Origin of the sequence: Cellulosimicrobium cellulans (assembly GCF_024124905.1) — a bacterium.
GTDB lineage: Bacteria > Actinomycetota > Actinomycetes > Actinomycetales > Cellulomonadaceae > Cellulosimicrobium > Cellulosimicrobium cellulans_G.
In genome coordinates, this window is record NZ_JAMXST010000003.1 from 30001 (window position 1) to 46857 (window position 16857).

The window sequence follows — 16857 nt, forward strand, 5'->3', positions numbered from 1 at the left end:
GGGGCGGACGGCTCACGCCGCCCGCCCCGGGGTCTCAGCTCAGCCGCAGGTCGCGGCCTCGTAGGCGACGTCCGCCTGGAACGTCAGGTCGCCGCCCGTCGCGGACACCTGGGCGGTGCCCGCCTCGACCGAGGTCGAGCGCGTCGCGAACGACTGGTACGCGGAGGCACCCGGCTGGACGCCGGTCACCGTCTTCGTCCCGAACGGCGTCGTCAGCGTGATGTCCGCCGGCACCGTGTCGTCGTTCGTGGCACGGACCGCGACGTAGACCTTGCCCGCCATGCAGCGGGTCTGGACCGTCGTCGAGATCGCGAGCTCCTCGACCGGCTCGTCGGTCAGCTCCTTGAACCGGATGTTCCGGTAGTTGACCATCTCGCCGCTGCCGTGGTTCTGGATGCCGACGAAGCTGTTCACCAGCCGCGCCGGGTCGGTGCTCGTGAAGTCGTTGACGAGCACGTCGTTGAGGTAGATGCGGATGCGGTCTCCCTCGACCCGGATGTCGTACGCGTTCCACTGCCCGACCGGCTTGAGGGCCGCGTCCCGGGCCGCCTCGTCGGCACCCTGGAACGTGTAGACCGCGCCGGTGGTGCGGTCGGGGGCGTCCGTCGCGTCGATCTGGATCTCGTAGCCCTTGTTGACGGCGACCCACGGGTCGTCGCCCGGGTTCGGGAACCCGACGAACACGCCGCCGTTGTCGTCCTTGGTGAGCTTCCAGTCGAGCTTCAGGCTGTAGTTCTCACCGAGCTCCTGCGCCGTGTACCAGAGCAGGCCCATGCCACCCGCACCGCGGATCGAGCAGTCGTCCTGGCGGCCGAAGCCACCCGGACCTGCCATGCGCCAGCCCTCCTGCAGGCTCGCGAGGGTGCCGTCGAAGAGGGCCGTGTAGCCGTCCTCGACCTCACCCGGCGAGCAGATGTCCGGGTTCTCGCCGATCGAGAGCACGTCGATGTTGATGTTGCCCTCGTCGCCGGTCTCGTACGCGAGCGTGATGGTGTTGACTCCGGCCTGGAGCTCGAGGTTGCGCGTCAGCACACCCCAGTCCTTCCAGCTCCCCGTCGTGGGGAAGTTCCACTGACCGAGGTCCTGGCCGTTCACGTGCAGCGAGACGTTCTTCGCGCGCAGCGTCGTGTACGGGTGGATGCCGTTGGCGTAGCGCACGTTGACCGGGTAGGTGCCCGCCTCGGGGACGGTCACGGAGAACGTGCGGCCGGCGCCGACGCTCGTCATGCCCGCGGCGAAGCCGGAGCCCGAGTAGTTGCTGTGGTCCGAGCCGATGCTCGAGCTGCCGAGCGGCTGCGCGAGCTCCGCCTCGTACCAGCCGCGGTCGGCCGGGGCGACGTAGCCGGGGAGCGAGTTGAGCGTGTACCAGGCCTCGGTGCTGAGGAGCTCGGCGCCGTCGGCGGACGCGAACGGACGCGGCGACCGGATGTAGACGACGTGGCCGGGCTTGAGGCCGTCGATCTTCAGCGTGACGGTCGTGCGGTCCTCGGACACCGTGGCGTCGGTGACGAAGAGCGGCTCCTCGTCGACCTTCGGGCCGCCGTACTGCTGCGTCGGCACGTAGCGCCACTGCTTGACCTGGTAGGCGTCGGCGAGCTTCTCGACGACCTCGTCGGAGACCGGGTCGGTGTACTCGATCTCGAAGCCGCCCTCGACCACGCGCATCTCCTTCATGTCGAAGGAGTCCTCGTTGACGGGGACGAGCTTCTGGAGGCCGTACCGGAGCTTGCCGGACTCGCCCCAGTTGCCGCCCTCACCGGTGCCGCCGGCGTAGAGCGCGCCGTCGGGGCCGTAGATGACACGGTTCACGCCGACCTCGAGGCCGGCGGTGTGGCGGAAGACCGCACCCTGGAACTCGCCGTCGACCTTCTCGAGGAACGCGCGCTGGATGCCGCCGTAGGTGACGTCGCCGATGAGCATCTGGCCGGCGAACTCGCCGTCCTGGACGAGGATCGGGTTGCCCGGGGAGTTCGCGATCTCGTTCTGCGGGAGCCACACGGCCGGCGGGGAGACGGGGTTCGCGTCGAACGGCCCGGCCGGGTTCGTGTAGTGGTTGTAGAACTTGCCCGGCTGGATGTGGATGAGCTTGTTCGCCGGCAGCCAGGCACCCTGGTTGTCCGTCCCGAAGATCGCACCCTCGGGGCCGAAGCCGATGCCGTTGGGCGTGCGGAGGCCGCCCGCGACGTACGTGACCTCGCCGGTCTCGCGGTCGATCTTGATCGACGTGCCGCGGTTGGCCGCCGGCTGCGGGTTGGTCGTCGCGCCGCCGTTGTTGATGGCCACGGAGAGGTTGACGTAGAAGTAGTCCTCGTCGTGGATCAGGCCGAACGCGAACTCGTGGAAGTTGCCGCCGTCGGGCCACTCCGCGATCTTCGTGTGCTGGTCGTAGAAGCCGTCCCCGTCGGGGTCGGTGAGCTGCGTGAGCTGGTAGCGCTCCGAGACGAAGATCGAGTCCTCGACGACCTCGATGCCCATCGGGTTGAGCAGCTCGTCCGCGACCAGGGTCGCCGTGACGTCCTCGGGGCCGTCCGCCGTGGTGACGCCGTCGAGGAAGTAGACCTCGCCGGACACCGGGTCGGGGCGCCAGCCCCCGGAGCTGACCTCGCCCGTCGTCACGACGGCGAGCTTCTCGTCCGGCGTGAACGCCAGGCCCGAGACCTTGGGCTCGAAGCCCTCGGGGCGCAGGTCGACGAGGTCGTAGTTCGGGTTGACGGCGTCCAGGCGCAGGCCGTCGCCGGCCGTGTCGGTCGCACCCTCGCAGTACTTGTAGCCGGGCGCGGTCACGCGCACGACGCCCGCCTCGGTGCTGAGCGCCGACGTCGGGATGACCTCGAACGTCGAGCTGCCCGGCGTCTTCCACGCGAGCGTGAGGCGCTGCTTGTCGCTGCCCTCGTAGTAGTCGACCCGAAGGTCGTGCACGCCCGCCGTGAGGGTCGCGCTGCCCTCGACGGAGGTCGAGTCGTTCGGGCCGTCGTTCTCGAGGACGAGCTGGCCGTCGATGTAGACGAGGGCGCCGTCGTCGTTGGTGACCTTGAACTGGTACTGGCCGTCTGCGGGGACGGTCAGGTTCGCGGTCACCTGCGAGATGAAGTTGTCCTCGGCGCCGAACTGCTCGGCGGTCGACCAGTCGATGGTCGGCATGAGCTTGTCGACGTTGGGGGTCTGGCCGGACTTCAGGGTGCAGACGGCCCCGGGGTTCTGCGCGAGCTGGAAGGTCCGCAGCGTGACGCCGGGCTCCTGCTCGGGAAGGTCGGCCGCGGCGGGGACGGCCCAGCCCGCGACGACCACGGCGCCGAGGGTCAGGGCGGCCGCGCCGCGTCGGTACCTGATCCGGCGGGACACCGGCAGGCTGGTGCGTTCGAGCATCGTTGCTCCCTCATACTCGGTCGGACTTCGAGTCCACGGAGCGTAACCCCTGCCCGGCTCCGTCGATGACAACGCTGGACAGGCTAGCCCTCGTTCTATCGATGTGTCTACAACTTCCGACTTGCAGTCGACAAAAGTGCCCTGGCCTGCTCGGACGTACGCTCGGAGGCATGAGCGCACGCCACGGCGACATCGCCGACAGCACCGCGTCCCGGCCGTTCGCGCAGGTGGACGTCTTCACCGAGGTCCCGACCCTCGGCAATCCCGTGGCGGTCGTGCTCGACGCCGACGGGCTCACGGACGACCAGATGGCCGCCTTCGCCCGCTGGACGAACCTCTCGGAGACGACGTTCCTCCTCCCGCCCAGCCCCGAGGGGGCCGCCGGAGGCGCCGACTACCGCCTGCGGATTTTCACCCCCGGCGGCGAGCTCCCCTTCGCCGGGCACCCGACGCTCGGCTCCTGCCACGCGTGGCTCGAGGCGGGCGGCGAGCCCCGGGCGGGCGACGCCGTCGTGCAGGAGTGCGGCGTCGGCCTGGTGACGATCCGGCGCGAGGCGCCGGCCGCCGGGTCGGACGCTGCCGGACCGGACGACGAGCCGGACGGGGACCTCCCGCGCGGGCTCGCGTTCGCCGCGCCCGACCTGCTCGCCGACGAGCCGGTCCCGGACGACGACCTCGCGGCGATCGTCGCCGCGCTCGGCGTCCCCGACGACGCCGTGGTCGACCACCGCGTCCTCGACAACGGGCCCGGGTGGCGCGTCGTGCTGCTGGACTTGGCGGACCGCGTCGCCGGGCTCGTGCCCGACTGGACGCGGCTGCGCGTCGAGCACCCCGACCTCTCCGTCGGGGTCGCCGGCCTGTACGGGGACGACGGCGGCCCCGACGGCGCCGCCGTCGAGGTCCGCGGGTTCGCGCTCGCCATGGGCATCCCGGAGGATCCCGTCACCGGGAGCCTCAACGCCGTCGTCGGGCAGTGGCTCACGCGGGACGGCCGCCTCCCCGACCGCTACCTCGCCGCCCAGGGCGCGGCGCTCGGCCGGGCCGGGCGCGTGCGCGTCGAGCGCGACGGGTCGGGGACGGTCTGGGTCGGCGGCGCGAGCGTCACGTGCGTCGCGGGCACCGTCCGCCTCTGAGCACCCGTCGGCGACGGGCCGAGGTCCGGGTGCCGAACCCGGGGGACGTCGCCGGCATCGGCGCTCGATCTCGGCGATATCCCCGGGCTCGACGGTCCCCGGGCTCCGTAGACTGGGGCAAGTGTCAAGAACCCCACCTGTTTCCGGGTCCGACCGCCCCCTGACGGACCGCGCGGTCGTCGCGCGCGCCCGCTGGGCGCTCATGGTGCAGTTCGGGCTGTTCGGGGTCATCGGCGCGTCGTGGATGAGCCGCCTGCCCTCGGTCCGCGAGGCGCTGGGGATCAGCGCGAGCCAGCTCGGCCTGCTGCTCGTCGTCGGCGGCCTGGGCTCGCTCGTGTCCGTGGTGTCCGCGGGCGCGGTCGTCGCACGGTTCGGCAGCCGCACGACGCTCGTGGTCGCGACGGTGGGGAACGTCGTCGGGTTCGGGCTCGTCGCGCTCGGCACCGGGACGGGAGGCGTCGTCCTCTTCGCGGCCGGGGCATTCCTCAACGGCGTGTGCGGCGCGCTCACCAACGTGCCGATCAACATCTGCGCGGCCTCCGTCGAGCAGCACGTCGGACGGGCGATCCTCCCCCACTTCCACGCCGCGTTCTCCATCGGCGCCGCGTGCGGGGCGCTCGTCGCGGCCGCGTTCTCGTGGGCGCACGTGGGCATCACCGCGCAGATCCTCGTCGTGACGCTCGCCGTCACGGTGGCGCGCGCCGTGCTCGTCGCCCCCGCGACCGCGCTCGCCCCCGACCGCACGGCGCCCGCGCGCGCGGCCGCGCCGTCGGGCACCACCGAGCCGGCCGACGACGGCGCGGCACCCGCACACCCGACCTCGCCGCGCCGCGGGGCGGGGGTGCGCGCCGCGCTCGCCGCGTGGCGCGAGCCGCGCACGCTCCTCATCGGGCTCGTGCTGCTCGCGTCGTCGCTGTCCGAAGGGTCGGCGGGCAACTGGCTCTCCATCGCCGTCGTCGACGGGTTCGCGGTGCGCGAGGCGCTCGGCGCCGTCGCGTACGGCACGTTCGTCGGCGCGATGACGGTGTTCCGGTTCGCCGGGACCGGGCTCATCGACCGGTTCGGGCGCGTGGCCGTGCTGCGCGCGTCGGGCGTCTCCGCGCTCGTCGGGCTGCTCGTGTTCGGCCTCGCGCCCAGCCTGCCGCTCGCGTGGGTCGGCATCGTCCTGTGGGGCTGCGGCGCCGCGCTCGCCAACCCCGTCGCCATCGCGGCGGCCTCCGACGACCCGGCCCACGCCGCGCCGCGCGTCGCGGTCGCGACGTCGTTCTCGACCGTCGCGATGCTCACCGCGCCGCCGCTGCTCGGCCTGCTCGTCGACCAGGTCGGGGCCCGCCACATGCTCCTGGTCATCTGCGCCGCGACCGTCCTGTCGCTCGCCGTGGCCGGCCAGGTACGCCCGCTCCCCCGCCCGGCACCCCACCCCGTGGCCGCGGTGCCCGCCGAGGAGCCCACGAGGTAGGACCCGGTCGCACGAGCGAGCAACCGTGGCCCCCGCACCGGCCACCACCTCGCGCACGATGACCGAGAATCGACCCGTGGAGCTCACCCAGAGGGTCACGACGCTGCGACGCGAGGCGCGCGTGCGCGCCCTGGCCCGGCCGCGGTGGCCGTTCGCGGGGACGGTGCAGGACGAGACGCGGGACGGCGTCGGGCTGCGACGCTACGTCCCGGACGCGCACGACCCCCGCCGCGAGCCCGCGGCCGGGGTCGTGTTCCTGCACGGTGGGTACGGGCTGTTCGGAGACCTGGAGCTGCAGGACGCCTCGTGCCGACGCCTCGCGACCGCGCTCTCGACCACCGTCGTCTCCGTCGACTACCGGCTCGCGCCCGAGGGCACGCTCGCCGAGGCGACCGACGACGCGCTCGTCGCGCTCGCGCTCCTCGCCGCGGAGGGGGTCGGGAGGCCGGCCCTGTTCGGCGACTCCGCGGGCGGGGCCGTCGCGGTCGCCGCCGCGCACCTGGCCCACAGCACGCCGCTCGCCCCGGCATGGATCGCGCTCACCAACCCGAATCTCGACCTGACGCTCGGGTCGTTCGACCCGGACCGGCCGGGCGGGCCCGACGCCGCGCTGTCCGCGGAGTCCTTCCGCGCCTGGACCCGGGTCGCCGACCTCGCGGACGCGCCGCGGCTCGACCTCGACGCGTCGCGGCTCCCACCGACGTTCCTCGCGGTCGGCGACCAGGACGCGCTGCTCCCCGAGGCGCGGACGCTCGCCGCGTCGTGCGCGCGCGACGGCGTCCGCTGCGAGCTCGTCGAGGTGCCCGGCGCGAGCCACGGTTTCCTCGGCGGCGACGCCGCGCCCGGGGTGCTCGCGGACCTCCGGACGTTCGTCCGCGCCGTCTGACCGCGCACGCACGAGGGCCCGCGCACGCACGAGGGCCCCGCCCGCGCAGCCGCGGACGGGGCCCTCGAGGCCGGGTGCCTCAGCCGCGCAGGCCGAGGATCGACGTGTAGCTGCGCCGGGCGTTGCCGAACGAGTCGACCGGGTTCGGCGGGACGGCGGTCGTGGGGGCGTTGTCCTGCTCCCAGATGCCCCAGCGCGTGCCGCGCGCCTTCGTCGCGCGGAGGAACTCGCGGTACGGCAGGTCGCCCGCGTCGAACTCGATGATGTCGAACCCGTTCGGGTTCGCCTCGTTGCGCGCCCCGTCCTTGAGGTGCAGGAGCGGGTAGCGGTGCGCGTGGTTCCGGACGTAGTCGATCGGCTCGAAGCCCGGGTAGAGGTGCTGCCCGACGAACGCCCAGTAGACGTCCATCTCGAGGAACACCGTGCGGGGGTCGGTGTTGTCGAAGAAGACGTCGTACAGCCGGACGTCGGGGCGGTCCGTCGCGAACGCGAACTCTCCCGCGTGGTTGTGCTGGTAGAGCTTGAGCCCCGCGGCGGCCGCCTGGGCGCCCCACGCGTTGAACTCGTCCGCGGCGGCGCGGTACCCGTCGACCGTGTTGACGTTGGACGGGGCGTTCGCCGTGCCGACGTGCGGCATGCCGAGGATGTTGGCGATCTCGAGCTGGCGCGGGAGGTCGGTGCGCAGCGCGTTGATGCCGACGTGGGAGCCGACGGCGCGCAGCCCGTTGTCGTCGAGGAGCTGACGGATCTCCTCGGGAGTGATCGGCCCGACCTGGTTCTGGGTGTAGCCGGCGAACTCGATCTCCGAGTAGCCGATGTCCGCGAGCTGCTCGAACACCGTCCGGAACCCGAGGCTCGAGACCTTGTCACGGATCGAGTAGAGCTGGATGCCGATCTTGCCCGGGGGGACCAGGCGACCGTTGCCCGCGGCCGCGAGCGGCCCGGCGGCCGTCGGGGCGGGGGCGGCGCCGGCCGCCGGCGCGACGGCGGCACCGAGGCCCACGGCCACGGTCGACGTCGCGAGCGCCTTGATCAGGCTGCGGCGCGTCATCTGAGACTTGCTCATCGTCTCTCCTTCGAGGGATGGGACGGTGCGGCTCGGGCGAGCCGCACCGCGGGTGGTGCAGGTCGGCGGCGGACGGCGGTACAGGCGCTCGTCGTCACGCCGACGACAGGTCCTCGGGCGGCCCTCTTCGTCGTCCGTCCTCGTCAGGGCCGTACAGCGCCCTGCGTCTGGTCCTCCTCGTCTCGTCGTCGAGCGAGTCCTCCGCACGTCGTCGTGCCGGAGGAGCGCGTCCCACCGTGTCGGGCGGCCTCTCACCTACCACCCGGTCGTCATCCTACGAGGCTTCTGTCGGGTGTCAATCAAAAGTCGAAAGTTCATCGATGGCGACCCGGTCCGGGGGCCCCCGCAGCGCGCACCTAGGATCGGCGCATGCCACGACGTCGACGTCCTGACCACGGCCGGGTCGCGTTCGAGCTCGAGGAGGGTCCGCACGCCGCGGACGCGGCTCCCGACGGCGACCCGGCGGGCGCGCCGGCGGGCACCGGCTCCCCGGACGGCGACACCGGGAGCGCGAGCCCCGACGCTCCTCGCCCGACCGGCGCCGCACGACGGCGGGGTCGACGGGGAGCCCTCGTCGCGGCCGCCGCGGCCGTGGTCGTCGTAGGCGGCATGATCGTCGTGGACGCCGTGTCGTCGCGCGGGTCGCTCGAGACGGTGCGGCGTGCGGTCGGCGGCGTCGAGCCCCTCCCGGCCGCACCGACCGAGCTCTGGACCGTGCCGGCGCAGACGGCGGGGACCCCCGCCACGCTGCCCGGTCTCGTCGTCCTCGTGCGGGACGACGAGGCGGTGGCCCACGACGTCGACACCGGCGAGGTCCGGTGGACGGTGCCGCTCCCGCCCACCTCGCGGTGCGGCGGCGAGCTCGTGGTCTCCGCGACGGCTCCGGTGCCCGACGACGAGCTCGTGTGCGTGACGGACGACGTGCCGTCGCCCCTCGAGGCGACGACCGCCCTCACGCCGCTCGGAGACGAGCCGGTCCCCGCCGCCGAGGGCGCCGAGGTCACCGTGATCGACGCCGAGGGGAACGCCGAGACCCGCACGCTGGACGCGGCGCGCGGCTGGTCCGCGCCCGGTCCGGACGGGAGCGTCGCTCGGTTCCGCCGCGCGGGCGAGGCGCCGGACGGGCCGCGCGTCACGGTCGACCCGACGACGGGCGTGCCCTCCGACCTCTCGGCCGGCCGCCCCGCCGTCGTCACGCTCGAGGACGCGAGGACGGGCCAGGTCCGCTGGGAGCACGAGCTCCCGTTCGTGCCCGAGGAGGGGTCGTGCGCGCCGTACTCCGACACGGAGAGCGTCACCTACGCCGACCTCGACGGTGCGACGTTCGTCCTGGGGGCGGGGCTCGTCGTCGTGCAGGGATGCGGGGTCGACGCCTGGTTCACGGCCGACGGGACGCGGGTCGACGACCCGCGGGCGCCCGCCGACGTGCTCTCGCGGCTTCCCGACGGCGCGCTCTACCGTACGACGCCACCGGGCTCCGCCGCCGACGGCGCCGCGTCGACGGGACCCCCGGTCGTGCTGGAGCCCGAGGGCGAGGTCCGCTGGGAGCCCCCGGGCACGGTCCTCGTCCCGCACGCCACGGACGGCGCCACGGGCGGCCTCGTCCTCACGCGCGAGGTCACCTCTCTCGTCGCCCGCGACGCGACGGGCGCACGACGCTGGGAGAGCTCCGGGGTGAACGGCGCCGAGTCCGCCTACGTCGTCGCGGCCGGCACGGCCGTGGTCCGCCAGGGGATGGGCAACGTCGTCGTGGGCGTCGACGTGGAGACCGGACGCGTGCTCTGGACGCGAACCGCCGAGGTGCTGGCCCCGCCCGACCCCGACGGCGCCCCGACCCCCGCCCCGATGTCGATGGTCACGCAGGCGTTCACGGACGGGGCGCGGGCGCTGCTCGTCGTGACGACCTGGTCGGAGGACGGCGAGGACACCGCGCGGCTCGTCGCGCTCGACCTCCGCGACGGTGACGTCGAGTGGCGCGGCGACGCGACGACCGGGTCGTGGTACGTCGCGGTCCAGGGCCGGCTGCTGCGCGCGGACCGCGGGGACGCGACCGTCACCCGGCTGGGCTGAGCCGGCGGCTCCCGTCGGTCAGGTCCCGCCCGACCTGGCGGGGACGAGCGCGGTGTGGACGCAGCGCCACGCGTCGCCGCGACGGACGAACGTGTCGACCGACCACTCCTCGTCGCGGAACGGCGTCCCCCGCCACGTGCCCGCGGACACGCCGCGCGCGAGGGTGACCGCGACGTCGTCGTGCACGCTCACCGCGACGAGCTCGGACGACATCTCGGTGTGCACGAGCTCCCCCGACGCGACGACCGCGAGGAACCCGGCGCGGGGCTGCGCGTTCCCGTCCGTCCCCACGACCACCCAGCCCGGGTCGACGAACGCGTCGATCGCGGCGGGGTCGTTCGCGACGAGCGAGTCACCCCACGCGCGCAGCAGCGCGGCGAATGCCGTACGGGTCCTCGGGTCCTCCGTCATGACGTCGCTCCTCCGCTCGTCCGGGCCAGGTCAGCGCGCGAGCCACTCCTTGCGCTCCGCGGGCGGCAGCTTCTCCACCGCGGCCCGCAGCACGTCGCGCGGCATGGTCGCGGCGTGGTCCTCGAGGAACGTCCGCAGCCGCTCGGGCTCGACGTCGCCCGCGTGGCGCAGCATCCACCCGACGCCCTTCTGCACGTAGGGCTCGGGGTCGTCGACGAGGACCTCGGAGAGCCGGAACGTGTCGTCGACCTGGCCGCGCCGCAGGAACGCGGCCGTCGCGACGATCGCGGAGCGCCGGCGCGGCCAGTCCGGCGCGCGGGCGAGGTCGTCGAGGACGTCCCGTGGCCGGTCGAGGAGCCACGACCCGAGCACCTGGTAGGCGGTGAGGTCGACGAGGTCCCACGTGTCGATCCGGTCGTGGCGGCGCAGGAAGAGCTCGACGAGCTCCGCGTGCCGCTCGACGGTGACGCGCCGGGCCGTCGCCGCCTTGCCCATGATCGAGCAGCCGCCGGCCCGCACCTCGTGCACGCGGTCCTCGAGGAGCAGCTCGATCTGGTCCACCGGCAGGTCGAGCGCACCCTTCGCGAGCGTGAACACGTCGCCCATGCGCACCCCGGCGAGCGTGTCGTCGCCCGGGAAGTGCCGCGCGTAGGCGCGGCGCTGGGCCGCGGTCGCGCGCGCGAGCAGGTCGGCGCGGAAGTCGGTCGCCGTGGTGTACGGCGGCATCGTCCTTCTCCTCTCGTGCGGGCGGTCGCCCGCGGTCCGTGCGGTCCGCGCCGCGGCGCGGTCCGTGCGCTCAGCGCGGCGCCATGCGGATCGCACCGTCGAGGCGCACCACCTCGCCGTTGAGCATCGGGTTCTCGACGATCGCGCGCACCAGGTGCGCGTACTCCTCCGGCCGCCCGAGCCGGCTCGGGTGCGGCACCTGCGCGCCGAGCGACTCCTGCGCCGCCTCGGGGAGCGACGCCATCATGGGGGTGCGGAAGATGCCCGGTGCGATGGTCATCACCCGGATCCGGTGCTGCGCGAGGTCGCGCGCGAGCGGCAGCGTGAGGCCCGCGACGCCCGCCTTGGAGGCCGCGTAGGCGGCCTGCCCGACCTGCCCGTCGAACGCCGCGACCGACGCGGTCTGCACGACGACGCCGCGCTCCTCCCCGTCCGGACCGGGGCCGTCAGGCCCCAGGGGGTCGAGGGCGAGCATGCGCTCGGCCGCGAGACGGACGACGTTGAACGTCCCGACGAGGTTGACGTCCACGACGCGCCGGAAGGCGTCCAGGGCGTGCACGCCGGACTTCCCGAGCACGCGCTGCGCGAGCACGATCCCGGCGCAGCTCACGACGACGCGCGCCCCGCCCAGGTCGTCCGCGGCGTCCAGCGCCCGCGCCACGTCGTCCTCGCTCGTCACGTCCGTGGGGACGAACCGCGCCGCGTCGCCCAGCGCCCCGGCGACCGCGACGCCGTCGGACGACGCGAGGTCCGCGAGGACCACCCGCGCCCCTGCCGCGACCAGGCCCTCCGCCGTCGCGCGCCCGAGGCCCGAGGCCCCTCCGGTCACCAGGGCGACCGTGCCCTCGATCCGCATGTCTCACCCTCCGTCACCTGCGCGGGCGTCGTCGCCCGCCCCGCTGACCGTACCCAGGTCGACCCGCGGGTCGCGAGATCGACCCACCGAGGGTCGATCTCGGACGCTCGGGCCGATCTCGCGTCGGCACCGGCGGAGGCTGTCAGTGCGACGGCATCTCCAGGCACCCGCCGTCGGCGATCGGCCCTCCGGAGTCGAGCGTCACGGCGTCGGGCGCGACCGCCCCGTACACGCAGCCGCCGGGGACCGCGACCCCGACGCCGACGACCGGGACGACGTCGCCGAACGCGTTCCTGTCCACGACCTGCACGTTCTCGAAGCCCGCCGCGACGAGCGCGGCCGAGACCTCGTCGCCGTCGACGGCCGACCCGTCGGCGACCGGGTCGAGCGCGGCCTGGACGGCGGGCACCGCGAGCGCCGCCTCCGCGTGGTCCTCGGGCGCGCCCGCGCGCTGCCGGTACGCCTCGTTGGACGCGTCGAGCCCGGCCTCCTGCCCGACGGCGGTCGCGTCCTCGGCCGTCACGGTGGCCTCGGGCTGGGACGAGTCGTACGACCCGGCCCACTGCTTCATGGTGACCCCCACGAACACGGAGTACCCCACGACGCCCACGCACGCGAAGATCACGAGCCCCACGACCACGCCGACGACGGCGCTCCCGAGGCGCGACGTGCCGTCCGTGCGGGAGTCGTCCAGGTCGGGCGTGGTCATGTCGCGAGTCTGACGGGCCCGGTGGTGGACGGCGACCGCGGGCGCGACCTCGGCCCGAGATCTTCACATCTCGGGCGCCGCCGGGTGCAGGATGGGAGACGACCCGTCTCCGCCTGACCGTCAGGAGCGCCCCGCATGAGCCTGTACGACATCCCGTTCGACGCCATGGACGGGACGACGCGCACCCTGCGCGAGCACGCGGACGACGTCGTGCTCGTCGTGAACGTCGCGTCGCGGTGCGGCCTCGCGCCGCAGTACGCGACGCTCGAGGCGATGCACGAGAAGTACCGCGACCGCGGGTTCACCGTCATCGGGTTCCCGAGCAACCAGTTCCTCCAGGAGCTCGGCACCAACGAGGCGATCCAGGAGTTCTGCTCGCTGACGTACGGCGTGACGTTCCCCGTGGTCGACCGCGTGCGCGTCAACGGGCGGCACGCGCACCCGCTCTACCAGGAGCTCAAGAAGGCGCCGGACGCCGAGGGGAAGGCCGGCCGGGTCACGTGGAACTTCGAGAAGTTCGTGGTCCTCCCCGGCGGCGAGGTGCACCGCTTCCGCCCCCGTACCCTCCCCGACGACCCGGCCATCGTCGACCTCGTCGAGGCGCACCTGCCGCGCTGAGCGCACGCCACCTCGCGTAGCGGGCGTCAGCGCACGACGAGCGCGGGGTGCCGCGCGTCGTCGACCCGCACGACGACGTCGGCCGCCTCCGCAGGCCGGACCTCCCGCTCGTAGCGCGCGTACGCGTCGAGCGTCCACGCGTCCGCGGGCGCGGTGCGGCGCGCGAGCGTCGCGTCGCGCAGCGCGAGGTGCACGGAGAGGTCCACCGCGAGCCCGCGGCCGAGGGACAGCGCGCCGTCGAGCACGACGACGAGCCCCGGCTCCGCGGCGACGGGCGCCGCCCGCGTGGACCGGCTCGTCGCCGGGTCGCGCAGGCTCGGCAGGTAGCGACCCGTCCCGCCCGGGCCGACGGCGTCGAGCACCTCGCGGTTGAGGCCCGCCACGTCGATCCACTCGTCGAGCAGCGCGTCCGGGTCCTCGCGACCGCGCTCGAGCCGCAGCGACGCGGGGCGCCAGAAGTCCTCCACGCGGACCCGCGCGACGGGTCGGCCCGCCGCGCGCAGCGGGGCGACGAGCCGGTCCGCGAGCGCCTCGGGGTGCGTCGACGGGTGGCCGTCGACGAGGAGCCGCACCGCGCCGTCGGGCACCGTCGCCCGGTCGCGGCGCCGGAACCCGAGGACGCGGTCCACGACCCGGCCCACGAGCACGTCCTCGGTCACCGGTTCGACGCGCACCGCGTCAGGATGCCAGATCGCGCGGCAGCGTCTCCGGGACGGCGGGTAGGTCCGGCTCCTAGGGTGGACGCATGCTGCGCACCGTCGCCCTCAACTACCCCGCTCCCCTGCCCGTCGGGCACACGGTGGAGGTCACCGAGTTCGCCGACACCCGCCCCGAGCGCAAGCGCCGGGGCTTCAGCCAGTCCGAGGCGTTCGCGCACCCGGTCGTCGTCGACCTCGACACCGGCATCCGGTACATGAACCACGTCCACGCGTCCCCGCACGGCAACGGGGGCAACAGCTTCACGGCCAACCGCTACCCCCTCGAGCCGCGCGCGGACCTCGAGGTCGCGGCGCGGTGGAAGGGCCGGGTCACGGCGTGCACGATCGTCATGGTCGAGGGCCTGGAGAACCCCCACACGACCCTGCAGGTCGAGACGGACGCATGACCGCACCCTTCCGGCCCGGCACGGTCCGCGAGGCCGCGGGCGGCATCGTCGCCCTGGGCCTCGCGACGTTCGTGGCGATCACGACCGAGCTCGTGCCCGTCGGGCTGCTGCCGCTTCTCAGCGCGGACCTGGACGTCACCGAGTCCGTCGCAGGCCTGCTCGTCACGGCGTACGCGGTCATGGTCGCGGCGCTCGCCGTGCCGCTGACGCTCGGCACGGCCCGGCTCCCGCGCAAGGGACTGCTGCTGACGACGCTCGTGCTCTACACGGTGAGCAACGTGCTCGTCGCCGTCGCGCCGACGTTCGCCGTCGTCGCGGCGGCACGGGCCCTGGGAGGCGCGTCGCACGCGGTGTTCTTCTCGGTGAGCATCGGGTACGCGTCACGGCTCGTGCTGCCGCACCTCACGGGGCGCGCGCTCTCGCTCGTCACCACCGGGGCGGCGGTCGGGTTCGTGCTCGGCGTCCCGCTGACGACGACGCTCGGCACCGCGATCGGCTGGCGTCCCGCGTTCGGCGTCCTCGCGGGCGCGTGCGCACTGGCCACCGTGCTCATCGCGTTCCTGCTGCCGCCCGTGCCGGGAGGCGGGGCTCCGCCGTCGGACGCGTCGAGCGCGAGCCGGCGCTCCGCGCTCGCGGTGGCCACGACCACGAACGCTCTCACGTACCTGGGCCAGTACACGGTCTACACGTTCGTGTCGCTCCTGCTCCTGGGCGCGGGCCTGCAGGAGTCGGCGCTCGGCCCGGCGCTCCTCGTGCTCGGGGCGCTCGGGCTCGTCGGGACGGCGTTCGCCGCCGCGCGCCTCGACCACCGGCCGCGCCGGACGACGGTCGTCACGCTGATCGCGGTCCTGGCGGGCATGCTCGCGGTCGGGCTCGCGTTCCCCGGGACCGTGGGGGTGCTCGTCGCGATCGGCGTGTGGAGCGCGGGGTTCGGCGCCGTCGCACCGGTGTTCCAGGCCGCGGCGATCCGCGCGCACGGGGCGTCGCCGGACCTCACGGGAGCGCTCGTCAACGCGTCGTCGAACGTCGGCATCGGCGGCGGCGCCGCGCTCGGCGCGCTCGTCCTCGCGCGGTCCGGGCTCGACGTCGTCCCGCTCCTCGGGGCGGGGATCGTCGCCGGCGCGCTCGTCGTGGTCCTCGTCGCGCGGCGCACGTTCCCCGCGCGGCCGACCGCGGCGACGGCGGTGGCGGACGTGTCGACGGCCGACGCGCCGGTGGCCGACGCGCCGGTAGCGGACGCGCCGGGGCCGGAAATGCCCTCCGACCAGGAGGGCCCGCGTGCCTAGGGTGGCGGGATGACGACGACGGTCAGGCAGGTCCAGGTCACGTTCGACTGCGCGCGGCCGGAGCGCGTCGCCCGGTTCTGGTGCGAGGTGCTGGGCTACGCCCCGCCGTCGCCCCCGGACGGCTTCGCCACGTGGGACGACGCGAACGCCGCGCTCCCGCCCGAGCAGCGGGACGCGTGGTTCGCGTGCAGCGACCCGGACGGCGTCGGCCCTCGCCTGTACTTCCAGCGCGTCCCCGAGGGCAAGGTCGTCAAGAACCGGGTGCACCTCGACGTGCGCGTCGGGACCGGGCTCGTCGGCGCCGAGCGCCTCGCGACGCTGGAGGCCGAGCGGGACCGTCTGGTCGCCCTCGGCGCGACGTGCGTGCGCGTGATGGTCGCGGACGAGGAGAACGAGTCGTGCATCGTCATGCAGGACGTCGAGGGCAACGAGTTCTGCCTGGACTGACCGCGCGCTCGGCTGCCGCGGCGCGGCTCAGCGCAGGAACGGGTCCATGATCGCGGCCACCGCCTCCGCGGCAGCGTCCGCGTCGGCGTCGGCGATCGCCTCGACCAGCTCGTGGTGGTGCCGGTGCGCCGCGTCCTCGTCCTCGTTCTCCTCGTCGCGCATGTGGACGGCGAACACGTCGAGCATGCTCGAGTACAGCGTCACGTACAGGGGGTTGTGCGTCGCCTCCACGATCGCGCGGTGCAGGTCGAGGTCCGCGCTCGCGCGCGCGTCGGGATCGTCGGTCGACCACGCCGCCTCCCGCCGGTCGCGCAGCTCGCGCAGCAGCACGACGTCGGCGTCCGTGCGGCTCGCGGCGGCGAGCGAGGCCGCGGTGCTGTCCAGGGCGAGGCGCAGCTCGAGGTAGTGGCGGCGCGTGCCTCCGGCGAGCTGACGCTCGAGGGTGCCGGTCAGCTCGGAGCGGGAGATGACGAAGGTGCCACGCCCCTGCTCGCGGCGCAGCAGGCCCGCGTGCACCAGCGACTGGAGCGCCTCGCGGACCGTGTTCCGCCCGATGCCGAACTCGGCCACCAGGGCGACCTCGGTCGGGATGCGCTCGCCGACGGGCCAGCGCCCGGAGACCACCTCGTCGCGGAACCGTGCCGCCGCCTGGTCGATGAGTCCTACTCGACGCAGCGGCTCACGCGTGTCAGACTGCTCGGGATTCATCCCATGATCCT

Annotated in this window: 16 protein-coding genes; 8 read left to right on the top strand and 8 right to left on the bottom strand. The window is 74.2% G+C overall.

Going from position 1 to position 16857, the window contains the following annotated elements; all coding sequences use genetic code 11:
* Window positions 1–39 precede the first annotated feature (39 nt).
* Window positions 40–3366, bottom strand: coding sequence for a family 16 glycoside hydrolase (locus NHH00_RS08850; RefSeq protein WP_253051501.1), 3327 nt, complete (start codon window positions 3364–3366; stop codon window positions 40–42).
* 170 nt (window positions 3367–3536) lie between these two features.
* Between NHH00_RS08850 and NHH00_RS08855 the strand changes: the two genes are divergently transcribed.
* The 3 genes from NHH00_RS08855 (at window position 3537) to NHH00_RS08865 (ending at window position 6844) form a co-directional block, all read left to right on the top strand.
* The gene (locus NHH00_RS08855) at window positions 3537–4499 is read left to right on the top strand and encodes a PhzF family phenazine biosynthesis protein (RefSeq protein WP_253051502.1); all 963 of its coding nucleotides are present in this window, start codon (window positions 3537–3539) and stop codon (window positions 4497–4499) included.
* Window positions 4500–4620: 121 nt separating this feature from the next.
* Complete coding sequence (locus NHH00_RS08860; RefSeq protein WP_253051503.1) at window positions 4621–5958, top strand: MFS transporter; 1338 nt, start codon at window positions 4621–4623, stop codon at window positions 5956–5958.
* A gap of 76 nt (window positions 5959–6034) precedes the next feature.
* Entirely contained in the window at window positions 6035–6844 is an 810-nt protein-coding gene (locus NHH00_RS08865; protein WP_253051504.1) for an alpha/beta hydrolase, read from the top strand.
* 79 nt (window positions 6845–6923) lie between these two features.
* On the opposite strand, the gene NHH00_RS08870 is transcribed toward NHH00_RS08865, so the two are convergent.
* Window positions 6924–7910 (bottom strand): sugar phosphate isomerase/epimerase family protein, encoded by a 987-nt coding sequence (locus NHH00_RS08870; protein ID WP_253051505.1) that lies wholly within the window; start codon window positions 7908–7910, stop codon window positions 6924–6926.
* 369 nt (window positions 7911–8279) lie between these two features.
* Between NHH00_RS08870 and NHH00_RS08875 the strand changes: the two genes are divergently transcribed.
* Window positions 8280–9980, top strand: a complete 1701-nt coding sequence (locus tag NHH00_RS08875) for an outer membrane protein assembly factor BamB family protein (RefSeq protein WP_253051506.1) — start codon at window positions 8280–8282, stop codon at window positions 9978–9980.
* Window positions 9981–9998: 18 nt separating this feature from the next.
* Here the strand turns inward: NHH00_RS08875 and NHH00_RS08880 are convergent, their stop codons facing one another.
* The 4 genes from NHH00_RS08880 to NHH00_RS08895 all read right to left on the bottom strand — a co-directional run bounded on the left by NHH00_RS08880 (window position 9999) and on the right by NHH00_RS08895 (window position 12682).
* On the bottom strand, window positions 9999–10391 hold the full coding sequence (locus tag NHH00_RS08880; RefSeq protein ID WP_253051507.1) for a nuclear transport factor 2 family protein: 393 nt from the start codon (window positions 10389–10391) through the stop codon (window positions 9999–10001).
* A 30-nt stretch (window positions 10392–10421) separates the two neighbouring features.
* Window positions 10422–11117: a DNA alkylation repair protein gene (locus tag NHH00_RS08885; protein WP_253051508.1), complete on the bottom strand. Its 696-nt coding sequence runs from the start codon at window positions 11115–11117 to the stop codon at window positions 10422–10424.
* A 70-nt stretch (window positions 11118–11187) separates the two neighbouring features.
* The gene (locus tag NHH00_RS08890; RefSeq protein ID WP_253051509.1) at window positions 11188–11973 is read right to left on the bottom strand and encodes a 3-hydroxyacyl-CoA dehydrogenase; all 786 of its coding nucleotides are present in this window, start codon (window positions 11971–11973) and stop codon (window positions 11188–11190) included.
* Window positions 11974–12115: 142 nt separating this feature from the next.
* Window positions 12116–12682, bottom strand: a complete 567-nt coding sequence (locus NHH00_RS08895; protein ID WP_253051510.1) for a DUF6993 domain-containing protein — start codon at window positions 12680–12682, stop codon at window positions 12116–12118.
* Between the two features lie 135 nt (window positions 12683–12817).
* On the opposite strand from NHH00_RS08895, the gene NHH00_RS08900 reads away from it, so the two are divergent.
* Complete coding sequence (locus tag NHH00_RS08900) at window positions 12818–13300, top strand: glutathione peroxidase (protein ID WP_253051511.1); 483 nt, start codon at window positions 12818–12820, stop codon at window positions 13298–13300.
* Window positions 13301–13326: 26 nt separating this feature from the next.
* Here NHH00_RS08900 and NHH00_RS08905 read toward each other — a convergent pair whose 3' ends face one another.
* Window positions 13327–13974, bottom strand: coding sequence for a uridine kinase (locus NHH00_RS08905; RefSeq protein WP_253051512.1), 648 nt, complete (start codon window positions 13972–13974; stop codon window positions 13327–13329).
* Window positions 13975–14045: 71 nt separating this feature from the next.
* On the opposite strand from NHH00_RS08905, the gene NHH00_RS08910 reads away from it, so the two are divergent.
* The 3 genes from NHH00_RS08910 to NHH00_RS08920 are packed head-to-tail and all read left to right on the top strand — an operon-like array spanning window position 14046 to window position 16138.
* The gene (locus tag NHH00_RS08910; protein ID WP_253051513.1) at window positions 14046–14405 is read left to right on the top strand and encodes a hypothetical protein; all 360 of its coding nucleotides are present in this window, start codon (window positions 14046–14048) and stop codon (window positions 14403–14405) included.
* Complete coding sequence (locus tag NHH00_RS08915; protein ID WP_253051514.1) at window positions 14402–15691, top strand: MFS transporter; 1290 nt, start codon at window positions 14402–14404, stop codon at window positions 15689–15691. Before NHH00_RS08910 ends, NHH00_RS08915 begins: the two co-directional genes overlap by 4 nt.
* Window positions 15692–15700: 9 nt before the next feature.
* On the top strand, window positions 15701–16138 hold the full coding sequence (locus NHH00_RS08920; protein WP_253051515.1) for a VOC family protein: 438 nt from the start codon (window positions 15701–15703) through the stop codon (window positions 16136–16138).
* A gap of 27 nt (window positions 16139–16165) precedes the next feature.
* Here the strand turns inward: NHH00_RS08920 and NHH00_RS08925 are convergent, their stop codons facing one another.
* On the bottom strand, window positions 16166–16846 hold the full coding sequence (locus NHH00_RS08925; protein ID WP_253051516.1) for a FadR/GntR family transcriptional regulator: 681 nt from the start codon (window positions 16844–16846) through the stop codon (window positions 16166–16168).
* Between the last annotated feature and the right edge of the window lie 11 nt (window positions 16847–16857).

Excerpts from the sequence above, each read along its gene's own strand:
- NHH00_RS08850 (WP_253051501.1), bottom strand. The coding sequence starts at position 3,366 with ATGCTCGAACGCACCAGCCTGCCGGTGTCCCGCCGGATCAGGTACCGA.
- NHH00_RS08880 (WP_253051507.1), bottom strand. The coding sequence starts at position 10,391 with ATGACGGAGGACCCGAGGACCCGTACGGCATTCGCCGCGCTGCTGCGC.
- NHH00_RS08870 (WP_253051505.1), bottom strand. The coding sequence starts at position 7,910 with ATGAGCAAGTCTCAGATGACGCGCCGCAGCCTGATCAAGGCGCTCGCG.
- NHH00_RS08855 (WP_253051502.1), top strand. The coding sequence starts at position 3,537 with ATGAGCGCACGCCACGGCGACATCGCCGACAGCACCGCGTCCCGGCCG.
- NHH00_RS08885 (WP_253051508.1), bottom strand. The coding sequence starts at position 11,117 with ATGCCGCCGTACACCACGGCGACCGACTTCCGCGCCGACCTGCTCGCG.
- NHH00_RS08910 (WP_253051513.1), top strand. The coding sequence starts at position 14,046 with ATGCTGCGCACCGTCGCCCTCAACTACCCCGCTCCCCTGCCCGTCGGG.
- NHH00_RS08915 (WP_253051514.1), top strand. The coding sequence starts at position 14,402 with ATGACCGCACCCTTCCGGCCCGGCACGGTCCGCGAGGCCGCGGGCGGC.
- NHH00_RS08900 (WP_253051511.1), top strand. The coding sequence starts at position 12,818 with ATGAGCCTGTACGACATCCCGTTCGACGCCATGGACGGGACGACGCGC.
- NHH00_RS08895 (WP_253051510.1), bottom strand. The coding sequence starts at position 12,682 with ATGACCACGCCCGACCTGGACGACTCCCGCACGGACGGCACGTCGCGC.
- NHH00_RS08925 (WP_253051516.1), bottom strand. The coding sequence starts at position 16,846 with ATGAATCCCGAGCAGTCTGACACGCGTGAGCCGCTGCGTCGAGTAGGA.
- NHH00_RS08890 (WP_253051509.1), bottom strand. The coding sequence starts at position 11,973 with ATGCGGATCGAGGGCACGGTCGCCCTGGTGACCGGAGGGGCCTCGGGC.
- NHH00_RS08920 (WP_253051515.1), top strand. The coding sequence starts at position 15,701 with ATGACGACGACGGTCAGGCAGGTCCAGGTCACGTTCGACTGCGCGCGG.
- NHH00_RS08875 (WP_253051506.1), top strand. The coding sequence starts at position 8,280 with ATGCCACGACGTCGACGTCCTGACCACGGCCGGGTCGCGTTCGAGCTC.